23 protein-coding genes are annotated in these 26,033 nt (G+C 73.3%); 9 read left to right on the forward strand and 14 right to left on the reverse strand.

The window, feature by feature from the left end:
• Positions 1-3: 3 nt before the first annotated feature.
• From MTP10_RS15795 to MTP10_RS15805, 3 genes are read left to right on the forward strand one after another with little or no spacing between them, the layout of a single operon-like run.
• A complete protein-coding gene (locus MTP10_RS15795; RefSeq protein ID WP_310710017.1) occupies positions 4-849 on the forward strand; it encodes an AraC family transcriptional regulator in 846 nt (281 codons plus the stop codon).
• Positions 850-858: 9 nt separating this feature from the next.
• The gene (locus MTP10_RS15800; protein ID WP_310710019.1) at positions 859-1,290 is read left to right on the forward strand and encodes a type II toxin-antitoxin system PemK/MazF family toxin; all 432 of its coding nucleotides are present in this window, start codon (positions 859-861) and stop codon (positions 1,288-1,290) included.
• Complete coding sequence (locus MTP10_RS15805) at positions 1,287-2,018, forward strand: tyrosine-protein phosphatase (protein ID WP_310710021.1); 732 nt, start codon at positions 1,287-1,289, stop codon at positions 2,016-2,018. The genes MTP10_RS15800 and MTP10_RS15805 overlap by 4 nt, the downstream gene beginning before the upstream one ends.
• 15 nt (positions 2,019-2,033) lie before the next feature.
• Here the strand turns inward: MTP10_RS15805 and MTP10_RS15810 are convergent, their stop codons facing one another.
• Positions 2,034-3,272, reverse strand: coding sequence for a Cmx/CmrA family chloramphenicol efflux MFS transporter (locus MTP10_RS15810; protein ID WP_310710023.1), 1,239 nt, complete (start codon positions 3,270-3,272; stop codon positions 2,034-2,036).
• 400 nt (positions 3,273-3,672) lie between these two features.
• Entirely contained in the window at positions 3,673-4,710 is a 1,038-nt protein-coding gene (locus MTP10_RS15815) for an SMP-30/gluconolactonase/LRE family protein (RefSeq protein ID WP_310710025.1), read from the reverse strand.
• Positions 4,711-4,810: 100 nt separating this feature from the next.
• On the opposite strand from MTP10_RS15815, the gene MTP10_RS15820 reads away from it, so the two are divergent.
• Positions 4,811-5,257 carry a MarR family transcriptional regulator gene (locus MTP10_RS15820; RefSeq protein ID WP_310710027.1) on the forward strand — a complete coding sequence of 149 codons (447 nt, stop codon included), beginning with the start codon at positions 4,811-4,813 and terminating at the stop codon, positions 5,255-5,257.
• Between the two features lie 82 nt (positions 5,258-5,339).
• Here MTP10_RS15820 and MTP10_RS15825 read toward each other — a convergent pair whose 3' ends face one another.
• On the reverse strand, positions 5,340-7,355 hold the full coding sequence (locus MTP10_RS15825) for a hypothetical protein (protein ID WP_310710029.1): 2,016 nt from the start codon (positions 7,353-7,355) through the stop codon (positions 5,340-5,342).
• Positions 7,356-7,561: 206 nt separating this feature from the next.
• On the opposite strand from MTP10_RS15825, the gene MTP10_RS15830 reads away from it, so the two are divergent.
• The 3 genes from MTP10_RS15830 to MTP10_RS15840 all read left to right on the forward strand — a co-directional run bounded on the left by MTP10_RS15830 (position 7,562) and on the right by MTP10_RS15840 (position 11,330).
• Complete coding sequence (locus tag MTP10_RS15830) at positions 7,562-8,917, forward strand: FAD-dependent oxidoreductase (protein WP_310710031.1); 1,356 nt, start codon at positions 7,562-7,564, stop codon at positions 8,915-8,917.
• A 315-nt stretch (positions 8,918-9,232) separates the two neighbouring features.
• Positions 9,233-10,354: an MBL fold metallo-hydrolase gene (locus tag MTP10_RS15835; RefSeq protein ID WP_310710033.1), complete on the forward strand. Its 1,122-nt coding sequence runs from the start codon at positions 9,233-9,235 to the stop codon at positions 10,352-10,354.
• A gap of 58 nt (positions 10,355-10,412) precedes the next feature.
• Positions 10,413-11,330 (forward strand): pirin family protein, encoded by a 918-nt coding sequence (locus tag MTP10_RS15840; RefSeq protein ID WP_310710034.1) that lies wholly within the window; start codon positions 10,413-10,415, stop codon positions 11,328-11,330.
• A 47-nt stretch (positions 11,331-11,377) separates the two neighbouring features.
• On the opposite strand, the gene MTP10_RS15845 is transcribed toward MTP10_RS15840, so the two are convergent.
• The 9 genes from MTP10_RS15845 to MTP10_RS15885 all read right to left on the reverse strand — a co-directional run bounded on the left by MTP10_RS15845 (position 11,378) and on the right by MTP10_RS15885 (position 22,386).
• Positions 11,378-12,436, reverse strand: a complete 1,059-nt coding sequence (locus MTP10_RS15845; RefSeq protein WP_310710036.1) for a hypothetical protein — start codon at positions 12,434-12,436, stop codon at positions 11,378-11,380.
• A 91-nt stretch (positions 12,437-12,527) separates the two neighbouring features.
• Positions 12,528-12,890, reverse strand: a complete 363-nt coding sequence (locus tag MTP10_RS15850) for a hypothetical protein (RefSeq protein WP_310710037.1) — start codon at positions 12,888-12,890, stop codon at positions 12,528-12,530.
• Between the two features lie 268 nt (positions 12,891-13,158).
• Entirely contained in the window at positions 13,159-14,232 is a 1,074-nt protein-coding gene (locus MTP10_RS15855) for an FAD-dependent oxidoreductase (RefSeq protein ID WP_310710038.1), read from the reverse strand.
• 160 nt (positions 14,233-14,392) lie between these two features.
• Positions 14,393-15,832: an FGGY family carbohydrate kinase gene (locus MTP10_RS15860; RefSeq protein WP_310710040.1), complete on the reverse strand. Its 1,440-nt coding sequence runs from the start codon at positions 15,830-15,832 to the stop codon at positions 14,393-14,395.
• 10 nt (positions 15,833-15,842) lie between these two features.
• Positions 15,843-17,594 (reverse strand): discoidin domain-containing protein, encoded by a 1,752-nt coding sequence (locus MTP10_RS15865; protein ID WP_310710042.1) that lies wholly within the window; start codon positions 17,592-17,594, stop codon positions 15,843-15,845.
• Between the two features lie 103 nt (positions 17,595-17,697).
• Positions 17,698-18,516: a hypothetical protein gene (locus tag MTP10_RS15870; protein ID WP_310710044.1), complete on the reverse strand. Its 819-nt coding sequence runs from the start codon at positions 18,514-18,516 to the stop codon at positions 17,698-17,700.
• Between the two features lie 67 nt (positions 18,517-18,583).
• On the reverse strand, positions 18,584-20,656 hold the full coding sequence (locus tag MTP10_RS15875; RefSeq protein ID WP_310710046.1) for a PQQ-dependent sugar dehydrogenase: 2,073 nt from the start codon (positions 20,654-20,656) through the stop codon (positions 18,584-18,586).
• A gap of 378 nt (positions 20,657-21,034) precedes the next feature.
• Positions 21,035-22,264 (reverse strand): MFS transporter, encoded by a 1,230-nt coding sequence (locus tag MTP10_RS15880; RefSeq protein ID WP_310710048.1) that lies wholly within the window; start codon positions 22,262-22,264, stop codon positions 21,035-21,037.
• On the reverse strand, positions 22,264-22,386 hold the full coding sequence (locus tag MTP10_RS15885; protein WP_310710050.1) for a hypothetical protein: 123 nt from the start codon (positions 22,384-22,386) through the stop codon (positions 22,264-22,266). The genes MTP10_RS15880 and MTP10_RS15885 overlap by 1 nt, the downstream gene beginning before the upstream one ends.
• 123 nt (positions 22,387-22,509) lie before the next feature.
• Here MTP10_RS15885 and MTP10_RS15890 point away from each other — a divergent pair, with 123 nt between their 5' ends.
• Entirely contained in the window at positions 22,510-23,088 is a 579-nt protein-coding gene (locus MTP10_RS15890) for an XRE family transcriptional regulator (protein ID WP_310710052.1), read from the forward strand.
• Positions 23,089-23,810: 722 nt separating this feature from the next.
• On the opposite strand, the gene MTP10_RS15895 is transcribed toward MTP10_RS15890, so the two are convergent.
• A complete protein-coding gene (locus tag MTP10_RS15895) occupies positions 23,811-24,071 on the reverse strand; it encodes a hypothetical protein (RefSeq protein WP_310710054.1) in 261 nt (86 codons plus the stop codon).
• Positions 24,072-24,251: 180 nt separating this feature from the next.
• Entirely contained in the window at positions 24,252-25,256 is a 1,005-nt protein-coding gene (locus tag MTP10_RS15900) for a tyrosine-type recombinase/integrase (RefSeq protein ID WP_310710055.1), read from the reverse strand.
• 154 nt (positions 25,257-25,410) lie between these two features.
• Here MTP10_RS15900 and MTP10_RS15905 point away from each other — a divergent pair, with 154 nt between their 5' ends.
• The gene (locus MTP10_RS15905; protein ID WP_310710206.1) at positions 25,411-25,959 is read left to right on the forward strand and encodes a DUF5994 family protein; all 549 of its coding nucleotides are present in this window, start codon (positions 25,411-25,413) and stop codon (positions 25,957-25,959) included.
• Positions 25,960-26,033 lie beyond the last annotated feature (74 nt).

Below are 26,033 nucleotides of genomic sequence, written 5' to 3' on the forward strand. Positions count from 1 at the left end.
GGGGTGCGTACAGGTGTGCGGCTCGGGGGCGGGCCGGGGTTCACGGTCGACGCGGTGACCTGCGTCGACGACCATCGCGGGTGGTCGCCGGCCGAGGTGGGGTCCGCGTACCTGCTGGTGCTGGTGCGGCGGGGCCGGTTCCGGCGGATGGCCGACGGCCGGGGCGCGCTGGTGGACCCGACGATGGCCTACCTGGCGCTGCCCGGCGAGGAGGAGCGCTTCGCGCACCCGGCGGGCGGCGACGTGTGCACCTCGCTGCGTCTCTCCCCTCGCCTGTGGCGGGTCCTCACGGGTGAGCGTGGGCGGCCGGCCCGGCCGACCGTGTACGTGGACACCCGCCTCGATCTGGCCCACCGACGCCTCCTGGCGGCCACGCGGAGCGGCGACCCCGCGTACGAGCTGACCGAGGCCCTGCTGCCGCTGGTGGCCACCGCCGTCGCCCGCACGGCCCCTCCCCCGCCCGCACCCCGGGGCGCCGGGTCCCGGCCCGGACCGCCGGCGGGCGCGGTCGTGGAGGCGGCGCGCGAGGCCATCGCCTCCGGCCATGAGGCGGCGGCCGGGCTGCTGTCGCTGGCCGAGTTCCTGGCCGTCTCGCCGTACCGGCTCAGCCGGGCGTTCACCCGCGAGCTGGGCGTCTCCCTCACCTGCTACCGCAACCGGGTGCGCGTCGGACGGGCGCTCGACCGGCTGGAGGCCGGGGAGGAGAGCCTGGCGCGGCTGGCGGCCGACCTGGGCTTCGCCGACCAGGCCCACCTGACCCGCACGGTACGCCACCACGCCGGCCACACCCCCGCCGCCCTGCGCCGTCTCCTGACGCCGCCGCGCGCGGGCGATCCGTGGAGAGCCTAGGATGCCCACGTGCACGATCAAGGTGAAGACCCGCGACCCCTCCGCGGCGCGGTGCGTGAGATCCACTCGACGGCCCAGGCCGCCACGCTGGCCTACTCCCCTGACCTGGACGGCCTGGCCGACCCCGGCGAGATCGTCTGGGCGTGGGTGCCGTACGAGGAGGACCCGGCGCGGGGCAAGGACCGTCCGCTGCTGGTCGTCGGCCGTACCGGGCGGAGGCTGCTCGGCGTCATGCTGTCCAGCAAGGGCGACGACGGGCCCGACTGGGTGGAGGTCGGCGCCTGGGGCCGTGACGGCAGGGTGTCGCACGCGCGGCTGGACCGGGTGTTCGTGCTGGACGAGGACGACATCAGGCGTGAGGGCGCGGTGCTCGACGTCGACCGCTTCACCCGGGTGGCGGCCCGCCTGATGAAGCTGTACGGCTGGTCCGCGGGACGATGACGCGGCACGTCGCGTTCGAGCGGGTGCACAACTTCCGGGACCTGGGCGGCTACCGCACCCGGGACGGTCGCGTGCTGCGCTGGGGCCGGCTGTACCGGGCGGACTCCCTGGCCAAGCTCCGGGGCGCCGACTGGGACCGGTTCGTGGAGCTGGGCGTCCGCACGGTGATCGACCTGCGCTACCCGTGGGAGATCGCGGCCAAGGGCCGGGTCCGGCACCTCGACGGGCTCGCCTACCACAACCTCAGCGTCGAGCACCGCCCGTACGACCAGGCGGCGCTCGGCCCGGACGTCGACCCGGCCCGCTTCCTGGCCGACCGGTACGCCGAGGTGGCCCACGACGGCGCGGCGGAGCTGCGGCGGGCGCTGGAGATCATCGCCGCGGACGACAACGCGCCCCTGGTGTTCCACTGCGCGTCCGGCAAGGACCGCACCGGGCTGCTCGCCGCCCTCGTGCTGGCGCTGGCCGGGGTGGAGGAGGAGACCATCGTCGCCGACTTCGCCCTCACGGAGCTGGCCTCGGCACGGCTGATCGCGGACTGGCGCGCCGCGCACCCGGACCGGACCTTGGTCTGGCCCGGGTACGGGCGGGCGCCGGGTGACATCATGAGGTTCTTCCTGGCGGACCTGGCCGCCGCGCACGGCTCCGTCGAGGGGTACGCCGCGGAGCGCCTGGGGGTCGGAGGCGACCTGGTGGAGGCGCTGCGCGGGCACCTGCTGGAGCCGTGACGCTGGCGGCGGGGATCACCTCTCTTCCACCACCCCCGTCCTGGGCGCCGGGACGCGCCCGGCCCTGACGCGTTCCAGCGTGTGAGCCGTCGCGGCGACGGCGAGCGCGAGGGCCACCAGCGCCGCGCTCACCCAGAGCGGCGAGCGGTAGCCCAGCCCGGCGCCGATCGTGACCCCGCCGAGCCAGGGGCCGGCGGCGGCGCCCACGTTGAAGGCCGCCGTGGCGAAGCTCCCGGCCAGCGTCGGCGCTCCCGGGGCCGCGTACAGGACCTGGGACACCAGGGTGGAGCCGACGGCGAACGACAGGGCTGCCTGCGTGAAGACCAGCACCGGCACGGCCGCCGGCCGGCCGGCGGCCGTCGCGAACACCGCCCACCCCACGACCAGCGCCGCCCCGCCGGCCGTCATGAGGAGCCGGGGACGGCTGTCGGCCAGCCGCCCGCTGACGGTGACACCGGCGAACGAGCCGAGGCCGAACAGCACCAGCAGAACGGGCATCCACGCGGGCGCGATCCCGCTGACGGTGGTGGCCAGCGGGGCGAGGTACGTGAACGTGCAGAACGTGGCGCCGTTGACCAGCGCGGCCAGCAGGAGGAGCACCAGGAGCCGCGGGTCGCGCAGCGCCCGCGCCTCACGGCGCGCCGCGGCGGGCCGGCCGCCGCCGGCCGGGCTGCCGCCCGCCCTGGCCACGACCGTCTCCGTACGGGCCGCAGCGGCCGGGACGGAGCGCAGGACGGCGACGACGGCGGGCGCCGACAGCAGGGCGACGGCCCAGAACGCCGACCGCCACCCCCACAGCTGCCCCAGCAGCGCCCCGGCGGGAACCCCGGCGACGCAGGCCAGGGTGACCCCGCCGAGGAGGATGGACGTGGCGCGGCCCTTGGCGGCCGGTGGCGCCAGGGCGGCGGCGGTCGCCACGGCCACCGCGAGGAACCCGGCGTTGGCCACGGCCGCCGCGAACCGGGTCACCAGCAGCACCTCGAAGCCGGTGGTGACCGCGCCGAGCACGTGGAGGAGCAGGAACGAGACCAGGAACACCAGCAGCGCGCGGCGGCGCGGCCAGCGCAGGCTGAGGACGGCCATCAGGGGCGCGCCGACGATCATCCCGGCGGCGAACGCCGAGGTGAGCGCTCCGGCGGCCGGGACGGACACGTTCATGTCGGACGCGATGTCCGGGACGAGCCCGGACAGCATGAACTCGGACGTGCCCATGGCGAACACCGCCAGTCCGAGCAGGTAAAGGGTGAAAGGCACGGCGAAACTCCGCAACGATGTCTCGTGATCGATTCGTCAGGTGAGCGGAGGCGGGCCGGCCGCGTTCGACGAGAGCCGTCAGGCCGGCACGCCCAGGCACAGGGGTGCCCGGGCGTGCCGAGACGGCGGTCGGGTGATGTCGTGGTTCGAGGCGGACGCGGCCCGCGCTACGGCGATCCGGTGGCGACGGCGACCACGGCGGCCACGGCGGCGGAACCCTCGGGCCGCATCGGGCGGGAGGGGTGCCGGGCAACGTCGGAAGAGGCCACCGGACGACCGGCGGCTAGCGTCTTGACGCCTCGGGGCTGGACATGAGGCCACACCCTAGTGACGCCCCGCCGGACGTGTCCACCCGTTTCCCGGGGGCGCGTCCGCGCCAGGTGGTCTCCGTTCTGCTCTCCTAGAGCCCTCGTACCAGGGCGACGGTGAAGGGCAGGGTCGGCGTGCCGTCCCCCATCGGGCCGCCCTTGTCGAACTGCGAACGGACGACGTAGAGACCGTCCGGGTGCCAGGCCAGCGTCGTGGGGAGCTGGAGAGCCTCGTCGGTCACCCGCTTCTCGACCCGGGCGGCCGAGCCGTCGCGCGCGACGCGCCACCGGCTGATGGCGTTGACGGTGTTGTGCACCACCCACAGGGTTCCGCTCCGCAGTTCGAGCCCGTCGGCGTGGACCATGTCGCCTCCCTCCAGCGCGACCTTCCGGACGGCGCGGGTGGCTCCCGTGGCTCTGCCGGCCAGGTCGATGCGGTAGAGGCCGCCGCCGGTCATGTCGGCGGTCAGCAGGTAGCGGCCGGCGGGGTCGGCGACGATCCCGTTCAACGTGTACGTCCCGGGTGCGACGGGCCCGAGCAGGACGCTCAGATCCGCGTACGGCCTGAGCCGCGCCCGACCGCCGCGCGCCCGGGCGAGCTGGCGCGGGGTCACCCGGTAGACGACGGCCCGCACGCTGTCGGTGAGGTAGGCGCTGCCGTCCGGCCCGACGGCGACGTCGTTGACGAATCTCGGCTCCTCCCCCGCGACCTCGAACCGGGCGAGCAGCGCGCGGGTGCGCATGTCGTAGACGGCGACGCCGCTGGTGGAGTCGGTGACCCACAGCCGGCCGGCCCGGTCGGCCTCCAGCCCGTTGGCGGTGTGCCGGCCGTCCGCGCCGGCCGGCAGGAACGTCTCGGCGACTCGGTCTCCGCGCGTCATCCTGAACACGGTCCCGTCGGTGAACGATGCGGCGTACAGGTCACCGGTGCGCGGGTCGGCGGTGACGCCCTCGGGGTAGACCCGGTTGCCGGGCAGCTCGAAGGCGGTGGAGATCTCGACAGGGGCGGCGGCGGTCAGCGCGGCGGGAGCGGCCGGCGCGGTGGCGTGGGCCTGGGCGGCGGTGACGCCACCGGTGAGCAGGACGGCCAGGGCGGTGCCGGCGACGCCGGCGGAACGGAGGAAGGACATGAGACCCCATAAGGTGTGCGTCTATTTGAACGCTTACATACGATAGTTAGAGCTCTAATGTTCGTCAACGCCTATCCGACAGGGTCGTTAACATGCGGAGATGACGTCAATGCCCGCGCCCGAGCGTCTGGGATTCCATCTCAAGCGCGCGGAGCAAGCGCTCAACGCGGCCAAGAACGCCGTACTCAGGCCCGCCGGCCTGACCGTGCCCCAGTACGCCGCGCTGCTCCACCTTGAGGAGAACCCCGGCATCTCGGCTGCGGCGCTGGCCCGGGCGTGCGGCGTGACGCCTCCGACGATGAACACCGTGCTCAAGAACCTTCAGGAGCAGGGACTCATCGAGCGGACGCCGCACGAGTGGCACAAGAACATCCTGGAGACCCGCCTCACCCCGAAGGGCGAGCGGGTGATGGCCGCCGCGGACTCCGGCGCCGTACGCGTCGAACGGGGACTCGCCGCCGCCTTCAGCGATGAGGAGCGGGAGCTGCTGGTCGCCCTGCTCTCGCGCTGCGTGGAGCATCTGGAGAAACCCCAGCCGGAGCCCTAGCCGAGACCGCGCCTGCCCGCGCCCGAGGACGTCCGCGTCGACGTCGGCGGAGGCGGCGGGTGCGATCCGCTCACGAGCGGTGTCACCCCTGGATGAGGGCCAGCGCACGACGGGCGGCGTGCTGGTACCGCTCGTCGGCCCAGACGTCCCAGGACGTCACGCGGGCCCGGCCGTTCGCGATGAGCTCCAGGTGCGGTGCGGCGTGCTCGGCGGCGGGGCCCATCAGGCCCAGGGCCTCGACCGCGCGCAGCCCGGAGGCCTGCCCTCGGTGGCCCGCGGTGGGCAGGGGCCTGACGGTGATGGCGTTCAGCAGCGGCGCGACCAGCCCCTCGCTCTCGCCGGTGATCGCCCACAGCGCCCGCGCCGGCGCCACCTGGTCGGCCTGTCCGCCGCACTCGGCGTCGTGGAGCTGCTCGCGCAGGACGGGGACCGCGATCCCGGCGGCGGGGCCGAGCTGTTCGAGCAGCGGCGCGATGTCGTCCGCCGCATGAGGTCCGAGGCGGGCGAGGCGCTCGGTGAGCAGGGTCGCCGCCTGTCCCGCCTGTCCCGGCTCGCCGGTGATCCGCCATGCCGCCCAGGCCGCCACGTGCCGGGACTGCTCGTCGTCGAGCAGGGCCAGCACCCGCGGCAGGACCTCGGCGGCCGCCGGGCCGACCGCCCCGAACAGCGGCAACGCGACGGAAAGGTACATGCCGGGAGCCCGGGCGGCGATCGCCGGCACCACCGGCGCCGCGGCCTCGCCCCACGAGACCAGCGCGTCCATGCAGTCCACACCCTGCATGCCGCCGCCACCTGAGGGTGACGAAGGGCCGAGCAGGGTTCGCAGGGCCGGTGTCAGCGCGGGCGCGTGCGCCACCATGGCGGGGATCATGTCGGAGACGTCGAGATGCTCGACGTGGCCGTACTCGTCGAGGAGGGCCGCGACGAGCCAGGGCACGCAGCGGCCGTCACCGAGCCTGGCGAGGCCCTCCACAGCGGGAGCGGCCACCTCCGGCCACGGCTCGGCGGGGTCGCCGGTCAGCATCCCGGCCAGCAGGTCGGCCTGCGCCGCGGCGGCCTGCCCGGACTCGGAGATCACCCGGACCGCGTACGCGAGCGAGTCCCGCCGGCCGCGTTCGCGCCTGCGTGGTCGCGCGGGCGCGTCCGCGATGAGGTCCCGCACGGTGTCGGCGAGCATCGGCAGCAGCTCAGCCGGGGACGCCCGCCAGGCGCCGATCGCCTGGCGGGCGGTGAGGAGGGCAGGGCTTGTCTCCCTCTGCTCCGGGCGGCCCAGCAGCTCCCGGGCCAGGGCGCGATGCCAGCGCTCGGCACGCAGGAGAGCCGACCCGAGGGGCGTCATGCCATCGCCGTGCCAGGGGATGCGGTGGAAGACCCTCCTCGGGTCGGCCTCCGCGTCGGCCAGCAGCGTGATCACCGCTTCGCTCGGCGGTGCCGCTTCGGGTGCGGCCAGGGCCCGCCCCGCGGCCGCGGCCGCGCGTACGTCACGCTGCGCGACGCCGGCGGCGAGCAGCCCCGCGAACCAGTCCGCGTGCTCGGCCGCCGCCAGCCATGCCACGGCGAGCACGCAGGCCACCGCTCCGGTGTCGCCCGCCCGCCGCGCGCCCTTCTCGGCTCGCGCCCGTAAGGCCGGGACGCTGCTCGGCGCGGCCTCAGGCAGGCAGGCCAGCAGCCGCGCCGCCGCCACCACGACCTTCGGCGCGACGTCGTCCAGCGACAGCACCAGCGCGCCGGCGCACTCGACCATGGCCGCACGCGCCAGTGCCGCGTGATCGGGCTCGGGCCCGGCACGGGGGTCCCGGAACGGGTCACGGTGGGGGGCGCTGAGCGCGATGCCCGTCATGAGGTCCAGGACCAGGCCCCGGTGCGGCTGCCTCGCGACCCCGGCCGCCTCCACCAGGTACGGCACGAGGCAGGGGGCCGCGCCGACGACCTCGCGGGGCTCGAAGGTGGGGAGAAGCCCGTGCCAGAGCCGCCGTACCGGCGACTCCGCGCGACTGCCCGACGGCGCCGCCGCGATCTCACGCAACAGGCCGGGCACCGAACCCGTCCCACCGAACCCGAGCCGCTTCCACGGCACGTCCTCCACGCCCTCGAACACCACATCACCCTCTCTACGCCGTCGTCCTATGATCGCCGGCCCTTGGGGGCGAAGACCCTGTCGTCAGCGGGGTTGTCGCCCTGCGTCGGCTCGTACATCCCGGCGGACCTGCGGCGGAGGGTTCCGGTCGCCTGGGCGGGCCGTTCGCGTCCTTGTCCGGGGCGGTCGCCGGGTGGTGGTCCGGGGCGGGCTGGAATCATGGCGGCATGCGGGTCGTAGTGATCGGAAGCGGGATCGTCGGGGCGAGCGCGGCCTACCACCTGAGCCGTCGCGGAGCGGACGTCATCGTGGTGGACGCGGCGCTGGCGGGGCAGGCCACGGCGGCCGGCGCGGGGATCGTGTGCCCGTGGGTGGACCATCCCGGCGACGACGCCTGGTACGCCCTGGCCCGCGAGGGCGCGCGGCACTACCCCGAGCTGGTGGAGGCGCTGGGCGAGGACATCGGGTACGAGCGGGTGGGGGCGCTGCTGGTCGCCGAGCATACGGCGGAGCTGGAGCCGGTACGGGCGCTGCTGGAACGCCGCCGGGCCGGTGCGCCCGAGATGGGCGAGGTGACCGTGGTGCCGGACCCGTCGCGGCTGTTCCCGCCGCTGGCGGCCGGGTTGAGCGCGCTGCACGTGCCGGGCGCGGCCCGCGTCGACGGCCGTGCCGTACGGGACGCGTTGCTGCGCGCGGCGGTCCGGCAGGGGGCCGAGGTCCGCACCGGCACGGCCACGCTGACGGCGGAGGGCGAGGTGCTGGTGGCCTCGGGGGCTGCGGCGTCGTCCCATGACTTCGCGGGCCTCCCCACCGAGTGTCTGCGGGAAGGGCGGCCCGGGGAGGGTGGCGCGTTCGCGGGCTCGGGGACGGGCATGCCGGGGCGGGTGGAGACGGACGGCGGTGGGTCGTGGCGGCAGGCCGCGCCCCTCTCCGCCGATCGCCCCGCGCCCGTCTCCGGTGATGGCACCGCGTCCGGCTCCGGCGATCGTCCGGCGGTTGGCTCTGAGACCCGTGGTCGGGAGGCCGCCGGTGGGGAGGCCGCCGGTGGGAAGGCCGCCGATGGGGAGAGGGTTGCGGCCGATGTGGTGGTCGTGGCGGCGGGGGCGTGGACCGGGGTGGTGTGCGGGCCGCTCGGGGTGGAGGTGCCGGTGTTCCCGAGGCGGGGGCAGATCGTGCACGCGACCCTCGACGGCGCCGACACGGCCGGGTGGCCGATCGTGCTCCCCCACAACGGCCCCTACCTGCTGGGGTTTCCGGGTTCGCGGGTGGTCGTGGGGGCGACGGTCGAGGACGTGGGTTTCGCGCCGCGCGTCACGATGGGCGGGCTGGACGAGGTGCTGCGCGCCGGGCTCCGGCTCGCGCCCGGGCTGGCCGGGGCGACCATGGCGGACGTGCGGGTGGGGCTGCGTCCGGTGCACGCGGGCGGGCCGCCGCTCGTGTGCCGCGCCGGCGAGCGGGTGGTGGTGGCCACGGGGTTGAGCGCGTACGGGCTGACGGCGGGGCCGTTCGCGGGACGCCTCGCCGCGGACCTCGCGCTGGGCGAGCGCCCGCCGCTGGACCTGTCGCCCTATCGCCCACGTTGATATGCGAAGATCCACAGGGGTGCGGCGCGGCTCTCGCGGCCTCGCCGCGCCTGAGGCACGAGCAACCGCTCGCGGGGGTGCCGCCGGGCAGCGGGACGGCGACCGGTAGGTTCGTCCAACGGTGGCGGTCGCCGCCCTGGTGACGTGTCCGGGCTCGCCGCGCGCCGCGAGCGTCAACGGCGCCGGCTACGTCATCGACGGCGGAACGATCAAGGCAGCATGAATCTATCGCGATATATCGTCGTAATCGGGAACACCACGGGCGCCCCGCTCGGTTGAGCAGGACGGAACATACTTCCAGGGGAGAGTGAACGGATGGCGGCACTGCGGACGGCACGACGGATCCTCATGGGCGGGGCGGCCCTGGCCGCGGCGGGGTGGGCCCTGCGCGACGTACCCGCGGAACTGGGCGTGCGGCCCCTGAACTCGGGGCCCGGACGGGCCGAGCGGATCAGGCGCTCGCCGCAGTTCAGGGACGGCGCGTTCGTCAACACCATGCCCGAGACGACGGAGGTGCTGAACACCCCGCCGGCGAACATGCTGGGCGAGCTGGCCAAGGACCGCGACCAGCGCCGGCCGGCCGGGCCCGTGCCGCTGCGCGTCCCGCCCGCGGGCGAGGCGCCGCCGGACGGCGTGCGCGCGATCTGGTACGGCCACGCCTCCACGCTGGTGGAGATCGAGGGGCGGCGGGTGCTGTTCGACCCCGTGTGGAGCCGGCGCCCCTCCCCCTCGCAGCTCGTCGGGCCCAAGCGGCACCACCCTGTGCCGGTGCCGCTCGCGGGCCTGCCGCTGGTGGACGCCATCGCGATCTCGCACGACCACTACGACCACCTCGACATGGCGACGGTCCGCACGCTGACGGCCACGCAGAAGGCGCCGTTCCTGGTGCCGCTGGGCATCGGCGCGCACCTGGAGCGCTGGGGCGTGCCCGCGTACCGGATCATCGAGCTCGACTGGGAGGAGGAGGCCGAGGTGGCGGGGCTGCGCTTCGTCGCGACGGCCGCCCGCCACTTCTCCGGGCGCACGCTCGCCCGCAACGACACGCTCTGGGGCTCGTGGGTGGTGGCCGGGCCGACCCGCCGGGTCTTCTACGCGGGCGACTCCGGCTACTTCGAGGGTTACCGCGGCATCGGGTCGGCGCACGGGCCGTTCGACCTGACCCTCATGCCGATCGGCGCCTACAGCCCCGCCTGGCCGGACATCCACATGAACCCCGAGGAGGCGGTCAACGCCCACCTCGACCTCGGCGGCCGGCTGCTGCTGCCGGTCCACTGGGCGACGTTCACGCTGGCGCTGCACCCGTGGGCGGAGCCGGTGGAGCGGCTGTGGCGGGAGGCCAAGGCGCGCGACGTGTCGATCGCGGTGCCGCGACCCGGCGAGGCCGTGGACCCCGACGCCGCCCCGGCCGTGGACGGCTGGTGGGAGACCCTCTCCTGACGGCCCGACCTCGGAGGCCGGGGCCTGATGACCGGAGATCCCGCCGTACAGTCACTGCATGAGCAACCTGGAGCGGGACCCCGGCGAGATGGTCCGGTGCGGCGCGGCGGACGGCGGCGCGACCGAGCTGCTCACCGGGAGGGAGGTGCCGCTGGGCGGGCCACGCGCGATGCGCGTGAGCAGGACCCTGCCCGGCGTGCACCGCCGGATGATCGGCGCGTGGTGCTTCGTCGACGCCTACGGGCCCGAGGTGGCCACGATGCGCGTGCCGCCGCACCCGCACACCGGCCTGCAGACCGTGAGCTGGCTGCTGTCGGGCGAGGTGCTGCACCGTGACAGCGTGGGCAGCCTCCAGGTGGTACGCCCGGGACAGCTCAACCTGATGACCGCCGGGCGCGGCATCTCCCACTCGGAGGAGTCGGGCGAGGAGCTGCTGCACGGGGTGCAGCTGTGGGTGGCGCTGCCCGGCGAGGCCCGGGGCATGGAGCCGGGGTTCGAGCACCACGCGGAGCTGCCGCGGGTGTCCGGGCCGGGCTTCGGCGCGACGGTCGTCATGGGGTCGTTCGCCGGGGAGAGGTCGCCGGCGACGTCCCTCACGCCGCTGACCGGGGCGGAGGTCACCGTGTCGGGGACGGCCGAGCTGCCGCTCGACCCGGGGTTCGAGCACGGGCTGCTGCTGCTCGACGGCGAGGTCGAGCCGCTGGAACGGGGGCCGCTGCTGTACGTGCCGCCGGGCCGTACGAGCCTGGCCCTGCGCGGGGACGGGCGGGTCCTGGTGATCGGCGGCGAGCCGTTCGCCGAGGAGATCGTGATGTGGTGGAACTTCGTGGGGCGCGACCACGACGAGATCGTCGCGTTCCGCAAGGAGTGGATGGAGGGCGAGGGGTTCGGGACGGTGGAGGGGTTCGACGGCGATCCGCTGCCCGCGCCCGTCCTGCCCGGCACGCGGCTGCGGCCCCGGGGCCGCAGCCGCTGAGCTCACCTCCGGACGTGAGCGAAGATCACGTCCATGGCCTCGCCGGGCTAGTAGACCGAGATGTGCGGGTGGTCGTAGTGGTTGGCGGTGGCGCCGCCACGGTCGGACATCATCCGCCAGGTTCCCCTCCGGGCGTGCCAGATGCGCTGCCGGTAGATGATGTACATGATCCCCAGCCGCTGGGAGTTCTTGATCGCCCAGGCGGCGATCTCGTTGCCGCGCGCCACCTCGGCGGCCGTCGGCATGGCGCCGCCGCGGCTCAGCATGAAGTCGCACGCCCGCCCGAGCGGGTGCTCGCCGCCGTCCTGGATGGTCCGGTAGCAGCCGATCCCGAACGGCACGTCGAAGCGCTCCTGGACGAGGGCCTTGACCAGGCGCATCCGGGGCGTGATGTGGTCGGGCCCCTCGGGGAGCTGCGGCACCCAGGTGCCGTCCGAGCGGCGCACCCCCGGCGCCTGGTAGAGCTGGTCGATCTTGTCCTTGATCCTGTCGATCTGCTTCTGCGCCTTCTCCTTGCTCCCGGCCAGATCCTCGATCTGGTCGGCCAGCTCGGCGGTGCGGGCGGCGGCCTCGGCCTCGGCGGCGGCGTGCTCGTCCCTGACCCGGGCGAAACCGGTCAACCTGGCGTGCTGCCGGTCGGCGAGGTGGCGGGTGAGCGCGAGCCGGCCCAGCAGCGCGCCCGGGTCCACGCTGGAGATCAGCTCCTGCTCGCTGGGCACGGCGCCGGTGTACTGGGCGACGGCCATCGCGCGCAGCTCCGACGACTCCCGGTCGAACACCTCCTGGGCCGCGGCGAGCCGCGCCTTGGCGGCCTTCTCCGCCTTCTCGGCCTTCTCGTGCGCGATGCGGCCGTTGTAGTAGTCGGTGATGAGCCGGTCGGAGTCCTTCTGCAGCGCGGCGAGCTCCTTCTTGAGCTGCTTGACCGTGGGTTTCGGCGCGGCCTGCGCCGGGCGGACGAGGGGCTGCGCGCGTGGGGACCGTGAGGCCGGCTCGGCCTGCGCCGGCTGGCCCGTCATGGTCCCCGCCAGGGTCAGGACCAGCGCCAAGGGGAGGTGGAGGGTTCCGAGCGGGCTGCGCCGCCGATCGGCGGGGGACGCAACCGCCACGCTTCTCCTTCGGCCGTGCCGCAGGGCGGAGCCGGCCGAAATCCGTGACGGTCCGGCGAACGCCCTCTTACCGAGGGTAGATATTAGGGGATCACACCACTCCGCCGGGAATCGCGGCGTTCGTGACGGCTGACACGGCGGGGTACGCGACGGGTGAGACGGCGGCTCGCCCAGCGGCGGCCTGCGCGACGGGTGAGACGGCGGCTCCCTCGGCGGCGGCTTGCTCGGGGGCGTAGAGGGCTCCGTCGGCGGGGCGGCCGTTCCAGATGGCGAGGGCCGCCGCGAGGGCGGCCACGGTGGCGAGCAGGAGCCCGCCCGCGACCGCCCGCCTGGCCGTGGGACTCAGCGCGGCCTGGAACGGGTCGCGCTGCCGCCGGGGCATGGGGGCCGGTGGCGCGGGGGCGTCGTGGTGGCCGGGCGGGCGGGGGGACGCCTCTCCGTCCTGCCCCGTCAAGACTGGCCCCGTCAGGTCGCGTGCGCCGGTCAAGCCGCATCGGCCTTTCGTCTTGCGTGGACCCTTGACGTGGTTCGGCCCCGTCACGTCGCGTTCCGTCACGATGACGGCGCACCTCCCGACCCGATATCCAAGCCTTTTACGCGATAAAGATCCTGATGTCGGGACGTTACCTCTCAGTGACGCCCCGTGTCGAGGCACGGGCCTGCCGCACCCGCAACCTCGACATGATGGGCATTTCCCCTTGCGCGAACCGCCGAGTGCTGCCTCACGCGGCCCGGGTGGCGGCTGTGAGGAGGCGGCGCACGTTGGAGGCGGCCGTGCGGCCCGCGCGGTTCGCGCCGATCGTGCTGGCCGACGGGCCGTAGCCGACGAGCTGGAGCCTGGGCTCGGCCACCACCTGGGTGCCGTCCACCGCGATCCCGCCTCCCGGCTCGCGCAGCCGGAGCGGCGCCAGGTGGTTCAGGGCCGAGCGGAACCCGGTGGCCCAGACGACGGCGTCGGCGTCCTCCTCGGTGCCGTCGGCCCACGCGACGCCGTGCGGGGTGAGCCGGGCGAACATCGGCAGCCGTTCCAGCGCGCCCTTCTCCATCGCCTCGCGGACGACCGTGGAGGAGCCGAGGCCGGTCACGCTGACGACGCTCTGCGGCGGCAGCCCCGCGCGTACCCGCTGCTCGACCTGGGCGACCGCCTCGCGGCGGGCGTCCTCGCCGAAGTCGTCGTCCCGGAACAGCGGCGGGCGGCGGGTCACCCACAGCGTGCCCGCCGCGACGCCGGCCAGCTCGGACAGGACGTGCGCGGCGGAGCTGCCGCCGCCCACCACGACCACCCGCAGGCCCCGGAACTCCTCAGGCCCCCGGTAGCCGGCGTAGTGGAGCTGCCTGCCCCGGAAGTCGCGGGCGCCCGGATAGTACGGCCAGTGGGGACGGGTCCAGGTGCCGGTGGCGTTGACGACGGCACGCGCGGCCCACTCCCCCGCGCCGGAGGCGACGGTCAGCCGCTCGCCCGGACCGCGTGTGACGGCGCTCACCTCGACCGGGCGGAGCACGCGCAGGCCGAGACCGCGCTCGTAGGAGTCGTAGTAGGCGGGCACCACGGCGGCGGCCGGGCGGTCGCCGCCGGCCGTCCGGTCGCGCCTGCTGCCGGGCAGGTCGAAGACGCCGTGGACCTTGTCCATGGTCAGCGTCGGCGACCGGTGCCGCCACGCCCCGCCGGGCCCTTCGGCGGCGTCCAGGACCAGGGGGTCCAGGCCGAAGCGGCGCAGGAAGTACGCGCTGGACAGTCCCGCCTGCCCGGCGCCGATGACCACGACGTCGATCTCCTCCACGCCCCTTGCAACCACGCGCTCCCGCCGGCTCTTCCCCCGTGCTCAGGGACGCGGCGCGGCGAGCGCGGGCGCGGGCGCGGGCACGAGCGTGGCGTGGTGGGCTTGGTGTGCGGCATCGCGATCCTCGCGGCGGCTCCCCTCTCACCGGGTCGGGGCGTGGCGGGACGGGGCGCCGTCACCGTGCTTCCCGTCCGTACGGGGGACGTGGGGCGGTCGCCGAGGCGAGGAAACGTTCGTAGGCGGCGTCGTAGGCGGTGGCGAGGGCCGGGTCGCGGGGCAGGGGCTCGCGGGGCAGGACCGGGACGGCATCGAGGGAGCCGCCGGCGTGCCCGGCGATGAGGGCGGCGCCCGCGCCCCCCGCGTCGCCCGCCGGCACCCCCCCCACCGGCGGGGCGGGCACCGCCGCCTTGCCCCGCACCCCCCGCGGGCCCCTGCCCTGCCCGCCGAACACGGCCAGCCGCCGGACCTCCGTCCCCGCCAGCGCGGTGAGCTCGGCCAGCGTCCACCGGGTGTGCAGGCAGGTGCCCTCGATCGCGGCGGCCAGCAGGTCGCCGGGCCCGTGGCCGGCGTCGAGCCCCGACAGCGTCACGCGCCGGCCGGGGGCGGGGGCCGGCGCGGCGCGCCCCCGCAGGTACGGCTCGGCGAGGACGCCCGTGGGCAGAGCCACGTCCTCCAGCAGGCCGGGCAGCGCGGCGTACCGGTCGGCGGCGGAGGCGGAGGGCAGGAGGAGGGCGAGGAGCCAGTCGAGCAGCGCGCCGCTGCTGGGCAGGCCGCCGACCAGCATGACGTGCCGGCCGTCGAGGGACGGGTCCGCCGTGATCCCGAGGTCCAGGGCCGCCCGGGGGCCCGGCGGGGCGGCGGCCGGGACCATGACGGCCTCGGCCGTGCCCAGCGAGTCGCCCGCGTCGCCCGGACGGCGGACGCCGGCGGCCCAGCAGCCCACCGCGTGGTCGTGGCCAGCGATCACCACCGGCGTCCCGGCCGTCACCCCGTCGAGACCGGCCACCGCGCCGCCGACCGGCTCCACGGCGTGCGCCGGCGGCGGCAGCCGGTCGGGGTCGAGGCCGGCGAGCGCGAGCAGGCCGGCGTCGTACGCGCCCTTCGCCGGGTCGTAGGCGAGGGTGCGGGCGGCGAGCGTCTCGTGGGTGCGCAGCGCGCCGGTGAGCGCGTGGGCGACGGCGTCGGGCGCGCCGGCCCACCAGCGCATGCCGTCCAGTACGGCCGGCTCGTGGCGGCGCAACCACAGCCACTTGGCCAGCGGCGTCTTGGCGGTGGCGCGGTGCCCGGTGACGGCGAACAGCGCCACCTCGTCACGGGCCAGCTCGGCGGCCTCCTCGGCGCCCCGGGGGTCGGTCCACCAGATGAGCGGGGTGAGGGGGCGGCCACCGGCGTCGAGCGGCACGCCGGTCTCGGCCATGCCGGTGACGCCGATGGCCTCGGGCGGGCGTCCGGTGCGGTCGGCGCACCGGCGCAGGCCCCCGGCCACGGCCGCCACCAGGCCGGGGAGGTCGCGCGGGGTGGGCCGGCGGTCCTCGGCCAGGCACCGGCCGGGGTCGTCGGGGAAAGCGACCTTGACGGGCGTCGTCCCGACGTCCACCCCAGCCAGTGCCCGCATGGCCGGGAGCCTACGCGAGAGCGGGCCGGGCGTAGGAGCCGCCGATCCACGCCTCGTCCACGCGCAGGCGGGCGGCGCCGTGGGTGCTGACCTTCTCCAGCCGCACGTACCGGGCCGTGGTGGCGGGCACGTCGATGACCTGCACGCCGCGCTGGTTCGGCAGCGTGCCGGTCTTGATCGCGCTGCCCCAGGTGGAGCCGTCGGAGCTGACGTACACCCGATAGGAGTTGATCCGGGCAGAGTTGGAGGCCGGGTAGGTGGTGGAGTCCTCGCGCTGGTTGAGGCCGATGTAGCGGATCGGCTTGGCGCTGCCGAGGTCGAAGCGGAGCGACACCGGCTCGGCGGAGCCGGCGTCCCAGTAGGTGAGGTAGTCGCGGTCACCGGCGTGGGAGGCCGGGTGGCCGCTCGCGGAGGCGGACGCGGACAGGGTGACGCCCGAGAGGATCCCCTCCCGTCCGCGTGAGACCACCTTGAACACCGTGTCGTACTGGTCCCACGAGGAGACGCCGCTGAGCTTCAGCGAGCCGTTGGACTGGGTGAAGGAGACGGCGGCGCCGGTGCGCAGGTTCGTGACGGAGGCGATGCGGTAGCCGTTGTCGCGCAGCGACAGCGTGCTCCCGGACGGGCGGGTGAGCACGTGGACGTAGTGCAGGCTCGGGTCGGCGCGGCTGACGGTGGTGACGCCGTGCGCGCCCGAGTTCCAGAAGCCGGGATCGAGGCCGCCGTTGAGGTAGCCGCCGCCCTCGGTGCCGCCGATCGACTCCCAGATGGCGCCGAGGTAGCCGTCGGCGAAGGTGTTGAACGCCTCCTGCGCGGGCGGCATGCGGCCGGCCTTCATCGGCGTCTCCGCCATGAGGGCCTTGACGGACGAGCCCACGTTCGTGATCAGCCGGCCGAGCGTCAACCGCTGGTCGACGGCCTGGTCCGACCCGCCGTACCACCAGGGGCCCGCGGTGGGCAGCTTGAAATCGGCCTCGGTGAGCCGGGGCAGCGCCGTGTAGACCGCCTGCGGGTAGTCGTAGTCCGGCGTCATGCCCGTCTTCTGCTCGTTGCTGATCATGTCCATGATCGGCGTGTCCTCGTTGTTGTTGGACAGCGTCATGTCGGGACGGTCACGGCGGATCCGCTCGTACAGGCCGTTGCGCTCCCAGTAGGCGTTGTCGTTGTCGATCCAGAAGCCGGCCAGCTTGGGGTAGCGGGCCATCTGCTCGACGAACAGGTCGTAGCTGTACTCGCCGAACCCGTCGCGGGTGTGCAGGTCAACGGTGTGCCCCTTGTAGGCGGAGTAGGCGGCCGAGTCCAGCCACGACTGGCCGGCGGACAGGCCCTCGTTCCACCACTGCGGGTCGTCGGTCATGTAATGGATGACCTTCAGCCCGCGCGCGTCGGCGGCGTCGATCAGCTCCCCGAGGAAGTCCCTGCTCGTCCGGCAGGAGCCGGGGATGCCGGAGGGGTACGGCCGGGCGTAGCCGAGCCGGGAGTGGAAGGTGGCCAGCACGATGTACTGGGTGTGCAGCTTCCTGGCCTCGTTGACCCAGTAGTCGGGTTTCCAGCCTCCGCCGGTGACGGCCGACTCCCAGGCGGAGCAGCTCGTGTGCTGCGGTGAGGTGCGCATGCCCCAGTGCAGGAACAGGCCGCCGACGGCGGAGCGCAGGAACGCCTGGCGGGGATGGGTCAGCTCGGCGCGGGCGGTTCCCGCGACCAGGAAGGTGAGCAGGAGGGCGAGCACGGCGGGTAACGCCATGCGGCGGGATCGGCTCATGGGCGGCTCCTCAGGAGGGCGGGGGTGGACGATGGGCCGGGAGCCGGGTCGACGGCCGGTCCCGTGACGCGCCGGGCCCTCGGCCCGTCGCGCCCGGGGAGGTTCATGTGACGGCCTTGTACGCGCGCAGGTTCGTCAGCAGCAGGTGGCAGTCCTGGAGCGAGCCGGAGCTGTCGCCCAGCGAGCGGTAGATGCCCCACTTCGGGCGGACCCGGTCGCCGAGGAACGTGTCGACGCCGGTCTTGACCGCGTCCACCACCGTGGCGCCGCCCTTGCGGACCACCCAGCGCACCCCGCCGGCGCCGCCGTCGCCGATCCTGAGCTCGTAGTCGATGTCGATCCACGTGTTCTGGAGCGGTGTCAGGTCGGTTCTGCCGACCAGGATGTCCGGCTCGAACACCTTGTGCTCGATGGTCTGCGCGCCGTTCACCCGGCGCAGCGAGGTGACGGTGATCGGGCCGGTGCCCGTGCCCGGCATCTTGGTCTGGAAGATGTGGGTGAAGGTGGTGGTCGCCTTCAGGGTGCTCGGGATGTACATCGAATAGGTGACCCGCCACAGCTCACCGGACTTCCACTTCAGGTAGCCGCCGCTCGTGCGGTTGCCGGTGACCTCCTGGCGCTGCCTGTCGGTGCTGGTGTCGCGGTCGGCCAGGTGCATGGTGAAGCGGTAGTCGTTCCCGTCGGGGCGGATGTGCGGCTGACCCGCCGGGTGCGAGTCGGCGCGGTCGTCCTCGACGGTCTCCCACGCGTTCATGCCGTCCGAGGACGCCGACGGTGACCACAGGAGCTGCCAGCGCATCCCGGACGGGAGCAGGCTGGCGGCGCGGGCGGCCCCGGCCGCGCGGGCCGGGACGGCGGAGAGGGCGGGGGTGAGGGCGGCGGCGCCGAGGAACGCGCCGAACCGGCGTCGTGAGATGTCCATGTGTCCTGCCTCGGGTTGATGTCTCGGAGATTCTCAGGGGTTCTTTCAGGGGGTGGTCCGGCGGCGGTCAGCGGATGTCCGTCCTGCGGATCACGTCCGCCGCGCCGCTGCCGTTGTTGTCGGAGTTGGTGGAGCCGAACCAGATGGCGCTCGCGTTCGGCACCTTCTCCACCGCGCGCAGCCGGCCGTACGTGCCGTTGAAGTACGAGTTGACCGTCGAGACGTTCTCGCCGTTCAGCACGATGCGCCACAGCCGCTGGCCGCGCAGGGCCGCCATGAACACCGTGTCGTTCACGATGGCGATGCCGCTGGGCGAGGCCTCGGAGACGCTCCAGGTGTACTTGGGGTTGGTCATGCCGGACGTGCCGCACGTCCCCTCGCAGGTGGGCCAGCCGTAGTTCTTGCCCGGCTGGATCAGGTTCAGCTCGTCGCGCGAGGAGTTGCCCAGCTCGGAGGACCACAGCCGGCCGGCGGAGTCCCAGGCCAGGCCCTGCGGGTTGCGGTGGCCGTAGCTGTAGACGCGCGTGCCGAACGGGTTGCCGGGCGCGGCGGCGCCGGTCCTGGTGATGCGCAGGATCTTGCCGTTGAGCGAGGCGAGGTCCGGGGCGTTGCCGGACTGCTGGGCGTCGCCGGTCGTGACGTACAGGTAACCGTCGGGGCCGAACCTGATCCGGCCGCCGTTGTGGTACCTGTTCTTGTCGATGCCCTGCAGGATCGAGGTGTAGCCGCTGAGCGCGGTGCCGTTGAAGGTCATCCTCGCCACCCGGTTGCCCTCGGCGGCGGTGTGCATGAAGAACACGTCCTGGTCGGAGGTGCCGTTCCAGGTCTTCGACATGGCCACGCCCATGAGACCGCCCTCGCCGTCCGTGGTCTGGACGTTGGGGACGGTGCCGACCTGCGCCTTGGCGCCGGCGGCGGTCACCTTGTACACGCGGAAGGTGTCGCGTTCGGTGACGAGGGCGAACGAGCCGTCCGGCGCCCACGAGACGTCCCACGGCACGTCCCAGCCGCTCGCCACCGTGGTGGGCGACTGCGGGACGCTGCCGCACGCGCCGGTGGTGAAGCTCGCGGACGCGGCGCTCGGGGTGGAGAGCTGTCCGGCGGTGTCGCGGGCGACGACGTCGAGCTGGTACGTGTGGCCGCACTCCAGCGGGACCGTCGCGGTGGTGGCCGGCGGGGTGCCGGTGACGGTCTGCAGGACGGTGCCCCCCTGGTCGCGTACGAGGTAGGCGCGCACGCCGCCGTCGTCGGTGGAGGCGGCCCAGGCGACGGTGGCGGAGGTGGGCCGGACCCCGGTGACGGTGGGGCGGCCGGGCTGTGACGGCGGGTCGTCGGCGGGGGCGGGCAGCGTCCGGCAGTTCGCCTCGGGGCTGCTCGCCGACACGTTCCCCGACGCGTCGCGGGCGAAGACGGAGAGCTGGTAGGCGAAGTCGGGGTTCAGGCCGGTCAGCGTGTACGGCGGGGCGGTCGCGGTGGCGATCTGCGTGCCCTGGTGGAAGATGTCGTAGGCGACCACGCCGATGTCGTCGGTCGAGGCCGGCCAGTCGAGCCGGAGGCTGTCGTCCGTGATGTCGCCGCACACCGGTCGGCCGGGCGGCGTCGGCTTCACGGTGTCGGCGGAGCCGCTCACGCGCAGCCGGTCGAGGTTGGGCCCGCCGCCGGCGGTGGAGGCGGTGGCCCGGACCTTGTTGGCCCCGGCGACCAGCGGGACGGTGAGCGTGGCGGTGGCCCAGGTGTCCCAGTTCGCGGTCGCGGCGAACACCCGGCCGGCGGCCACGGCGGTGCCGTTGACGGCGATGTCGCTGGGCCGGTCGGCGGCGGTGCCGTTGGCGTAGCGGAAGGACAGGGTGGCCGTGCCGGCGACGGGGGCGTTGACGGTCCACTCGGTGAAGGAGCCAGCGACGTTGTCGCCGTTGACGAAGCCGGTGCCGGAGTAGCCGGTGTGGTTGGACTCGACGGCCCCCTGGGAGACGGTGGCGCTCTCGGCCTCGTACCGGGAGGCGGCCGCGGTCGCCTCGGTCGCCTCGGTCGCCTTGGCTGCCTCGGCCGCCTCGGCCGTGGGCGGCGGCGCGGCGAGGAGGGCGGCGAGGAGGGCGAGCAGGGCGACGGCGGCGTGTCTCCGGGGCCTTCGTAAGATCATGGGGCGCTCCTGCTGAGGGTGTGATCGTGGGAGAAAAGATGGGAGCTTTTCATGGTGTTCCCACAAATAGTCACGACCGTCAACAGATGTCAGATCTTGGAACGCTCCATTTTTTAGTAAACTTTCCTAATCCGAGGTCGTTAATTGACGGGTAGACATCCGATGTAAGGGGGGCTGGACACGAGAACGTCCCTGATGTGGCATTTTCAGGATGCAAAGGTGGGATCTGTCTTTGCTGGGATCGGGCGAGCGTGAGCCAGAACCTTCACAGGTACGGTGTGTTCGTTGCCTATGCTGCCTCACCGCGGAACTGGTGCCTGGTGAGACATAGGATGTCTCACCAGGCTAATGCGCATGCGGTTCAGCAGACCCAGCCGTTCACCCTGCCGGTTTCTCCACTCGTCGGGTCGAGCGCACCAGTCGTGCTCGGTCCAGGAGAACGAGCGGCACAGCGGCCGCGGCGAGGGCGGCCCCGATCAGGCAGACCGAGGTGAGAGCCGCCCCTCGCGTGAGTGCGGCGGCTGCCAGGACGGGGGTGATGCTGATGCCCAGTTGGAATGCCGACACGGTGGTGGCACCCGCCAGGGTCGGCGCGTCGGCCGCGATGGCGAAGACGCGTCCGTAGACGGCGGGGTTCAGCACGAACGCGGCGACGCCCATCAGGAACACCGTGGGCACCACCGCCCAGACCTGCTGGATCGCGACCACCATCACCGCCGACAGGATCACGATCGCCGATGCTCCGGCGAGAAGCGCGAGGTGAGGACGCTGATCGGACACGCGGCCGCCGACGGACAGACCGACGAAGGCGCCGACCCCGAAGAGCGCGAGGATCGCCGGGATCCAGACGCCGGGGACGGCGGTGATGTCGGCGAGCATGGCCGCCAGGTAGTTGAACGTGATCATGTACGCCGCGGTGGTCAGGATCGTGATCGCGTAGATGCCCCAGAGCGCCGGTTTCCGCATCGTGGCGAGCTCCCGCGCGACACTCGGCCGGGTGGGCCGGTCAGCGCCTGAGCCGGCGGCGGGGAGCCCGAGGTGGCACCCCACGATCCCGGCGACCGTCAGGGCCACGACAGCCCAGAAGCCGCCGCGCCATTGGACGAAGTGGCTGAGCAGCGTGCCCGCGGGACCGCCGACGACCATGGCCACGCTGAGCCCGCTGACCACGACTCCGGAGGCGCGGGCGTTCCGGTCCGGCGGCACCAGGCTGATCGCGGTCACCGCGGCGACAGCGAAGAAGCCCGCGTAGGCGATGCCCGAAACCGCCCTCGTCAGCAGCAGGACCTGGTAGTCCCCCAGCAGCCCGGCGACGATGCCGGCCGCGAAGAGGCCCTGGGTCGCCACCAGCGCGGTACGGCGAGGCCACCGCAGGCTCAGCACGGCGAAGGGCGGCCCGCCGACCACGACACCCAGCGCGAACGCGGTGATCAGGAACCCGGCCGATGCGAGCGTGACGTCAAGATCGGCGGCCACCGCCGGCAGTACGCCGGCCAACAGGAACTCCGCACTCCCCATCGCGAAAAGGCTGAATCCGAGCAGGTACACCCCTGCGGGCAACCTACCGGGGGCAGCCTTCCGGGACGTCTCCACGGTGGTGCCGGCCATCACCTCACCCCCGCGACGCCGAGCCCATGAGGCGAGACGGCGGCGGACAGCTCCCGTTCGAGCAGCCGGCCGGTCATGTCGGCAGCGGCGGCCGAGCCCGCGCCCCCCAGCACCTCTGACATCGATCCGCTCGTTGACTCCGTTGTTGTTTGCATGCGGATCACCTCCGCCGAAAGGATCGGGAGAGTTGCTCGGAAACAGCAAAATTCTTTGCTGATTCCGGGACACATGGGTTGACTGCCCCCATGGACGACCACCCGAGCGTCAGTGCCGTGATAGAGCAGATCGCTCCTCGACTGCGCCGCGCCCGCGAGAAGAAGGGCATCAGCCTGGCCGACCTCGCGCGAGCCACCGGCATCTCGACCAGCACGCTGTCCCGGCTGGAGTCAGCTCAGCGCAGGCCGAGCCTCGAGCTGCTGCTGCCGATCACCGCAGTGCTGGGCATCCCTCTCGACGAGATCGTCGCCGCACCCCGGATACTCGACCCGCGCGTGCCACAGCAGCCCACCAGAAAGGACGGCCGGGTGCTGATCCCGTTGTCGCGCCAGCAGGGAGAGCCACGGGCGTACAAGATGACCATTCCAGCGCACGACGAACAGCCCCACCTGCGGACCCACGCGGGCTACGAATGGCTCTACGTGCTGCGCGGCCGGCTCCGCGTGAGACTGGGCGATCACGACTTCGTCATGGGAGCCGGCGAAGCGGCCGAGTTCGACTGCCAGATCCCGCACTGGTTCGGCGCCGCCGGACGCGGCAGCGTCGAAGTGCTCAGCCTCTTCGGCAAGCAGGGCGAACGCATCCACCTCCGCACCTCCCGGCGCTGACGCGGGAGCACCTGGCGGCCCGTGAGCCGGGTCGCGCTCCCCGAGTCAAGCGATCAGATGCAGTACGAGGTTCGCGTGGCCGGGCGGACCGTACGTCGCCAGGAAGCTCCTGTCCCGCGACAGCCAAACGAGTAAGTCCCAAGTCTGGTCAGTGATCGGGGGATGGGCTGGCCAGTGGCGCGGTTGTGCCAGATGGCGGCGGTCAGGGCCGGGATTCGCTGGGCGATGCGGGCGCCGATGCCGGTTATGGTGCGTGCGCCCTGCAGTTCGAGGTCGAGCCGGCCTTTGAGGGTGTCGTTGACCGATTCGATGAGCCGGCGGATCGGCTTGAGCAGGTGCTCGCCGGGGCGGAGTGTGCGGTTGCGGTGGGACGGGCGCGGTAACCGCACGCCTCGTTCGGCGAAGAAGGCGTCCAGGTCGGCGGCTGTTTCATAGGTGAGGGCCTATGAAACAGCGACTTGCCGTGTTGAGTGACTGGGGCGCTCGTGCCAGCGCTCGCTCGCCTGCGGGGCGGCTGACTGGTCAGGACCTGGGGCTGGACTGCACGGCAGGACCATGGATGATCTGGTACCGAAAGGGGCAGTGCCCGCCCCGCCTGGGAGAAGGGACTGGTCAGTGGGTAGGTGGTGGCGCCGAGACGGGGGTTGATACTGGAGGACAGCCGTCATCGCAAGAACCTGTCCGGCTGGCCAATCGTCAGGGTGTGTCGGGGCAGCCTGCCGCTACAGGTACTGGCCCGCCTCGGCGCTGTCCGTCTTCGACACACGCGCCGACACCACGTTGGCGAGGTTGATGACCACGCCGTTCACGTCGGTCTCGCGATCATATCTCGCCCGCATCAACACCAGGCTGCGCCGCTCGTCCATAGCACGAGCGATCGCCGCCACCGCCTCCGCCTCTCCGTCGAAGTCCCCGCTCATCAGGGAGACGTCTTCGCCGCCTATCAGGTGGAAGCGAATGATCAGTGCGACATTCTCAGGCACGGCCGGCTCCTTTCGCCAGAATTCCAAGGGGGGTCCCAAGAGGCCCTGCCCGGCGTCGAACGCTGTAGGCAGTTGCCCTCCACATTCGCCTGCCGCGGCGCGGACGCGGCGCACTCCAGTCGAGCTGAAGATCTGGAGTGACAATCGCGCCACCCGCTCCGAACCGGTTTGTTGCTCTGGTCAGTGGTCGGTGATGAGGGCGTCCAGAGCGGCTTCCTTGTCAGCTTCGCTGGGCAGGGCGTAGCGGCGGGTGGTGTCCAACGAGCCGTGGCCGAGGAGTTCGGCGACCAGGATGGGGTCCTTGCCGTCGCGGATGAGCTGGGTGGCGAAGGTGTGACGCAGGACGTGTGAGCTGAAGGGCTCGGTGGGGTCGTCGCCCAGGCCGACGGCGTCGCCGAGGCCGGTGATGATGTCGCGGGCGGCGCGGTCGCTCAGGCGGCCGCCGCGGTGGTTGAGGAACACCGCGGTGTGGGTAGCGGCGCCTTTCCAGGCCGAGCGGGCCTCCAGCCAGTCGGCCAGGGCCTGGCGCAGGTCGGGGTGGACGGGCAGCATGCGGATCTTGCCGCCGTCGCGGCCTTTTCCGCGGATGCGTAGTTCGCCCTTGCGGGCCGACAGGCGTACGTCGGCCAGATCCAGGCCGACGACTTCGGAGATGCGCAGGCCCGCGAGGTAGGGCAGCAGGGCGATGGCCTTGTCGCGGGGGGATGCGGTGAGCTGGACGTGGCGGATGTAGCGGCGGGCGCGCCGGGCGTCCAGGGCGCGGGGGGCGGTGCGGCGGGCGTCGCGTTCGCGGCGGGCCTGGGGCTTGCCGAGACCGCGGCGGGCGTAGAAGTCGTCCAGGGCCGACAGGTAGGTGTCGATGGTGTTGGGAGCGCGGCGTCCGTTCTTCAAATGGCGGCGGAAGTCGAGGACCGCGCCGGTGGCCGCGACCGGGTCGCTGAGCGGGTCGCCGTCCAGGGCGCCGGCGACTGCCTGGTCGGCCAGCCAGGCCAGGTAGCCGCGCAGCCGGGAGGCGTACTTGGTCTTGGTGGAGTCGGCCAGCGGGGCGCGCTCGAGCGCGGCGGTGTAGTCGGCCAGGACGGCGGCGTGGGGAGCGGAGAGCGGGACGGCCCGCGACCGGCGTGTGTTTCCGGAAGCTACTCCGGCCGGTTCCGCGATCCCCGAGGGCATGTTTCCGGAAGTCACTCACTCATTCTACTTCCGGAATGGAGCAATTCCGGAAGTAGTGAGGTATGATGAGGGTACCGAGGACTTTCCGAGCGTTGGCATTCAGGTCTGCGTCGCCCCCGGCGAACCATCACCGGCCCTCTTCGCAGGGCCCGGACGGGTCAGGCAGATCATGACGCCGACACTCTTCTCTCCACCCAGGCCGCTCAGTGCCGCCTCCTGCGCGATCCCTCGGGTCGATTCCGCGCTACGCCTCAGTCTCCGCCCGGTGCCGAATCGGCGCTCGGTGGTGGACGGGGCCTGGTGGCCCTGCTCCCGCGACGCGGCCGCCGAGCTGCCTGATCTCATCGCCGCCGTCGACCGGCTGCTTGATCGCGCCACGCTCCGCATCGGGGTTCATCGCGATACGTGGCAGAACATCCCACGCCGCATCCCGGCACGCGGGCGCCAGGTCCGCATCGGCTGGTTCCGCCACGCCGACCCGCGCGTGATCACTCTCAGCTTCGCCGCCGGCGAGCCGGTCGTCCTACTGATCATCCCGCCGGGCACCGCCGCCGGCGCCGCCAAGGCGGTGCTCAAGCTCACCGCCCAGGAAACCGCCGGCATGGCGGTCGACGACATCCTCACCCTGGCGAGCCTGCCACCCGATCCCGCGTTCAGCGCGGGGATCGCCGGCAGCCCGGCCCGCTGGGAGAACGAGGGTGGATCGGTCATCGCGTAGGAAGCGACCGGCGCAGGCGACCAACCGCCGGCACCGGCGTGAGGTCACGCCCGTACTCCTGCCGGCTGGATCGA

This window comes from Nonomuraea sp. 3-1Str (assembly GCF_031570565.1).
Classification (GTDB): domain Bacteria; phylum Actinomycetota; class Actinomycetes; order Streptosporangiales; family Streptosporangiaceae; genus Nonomuraea.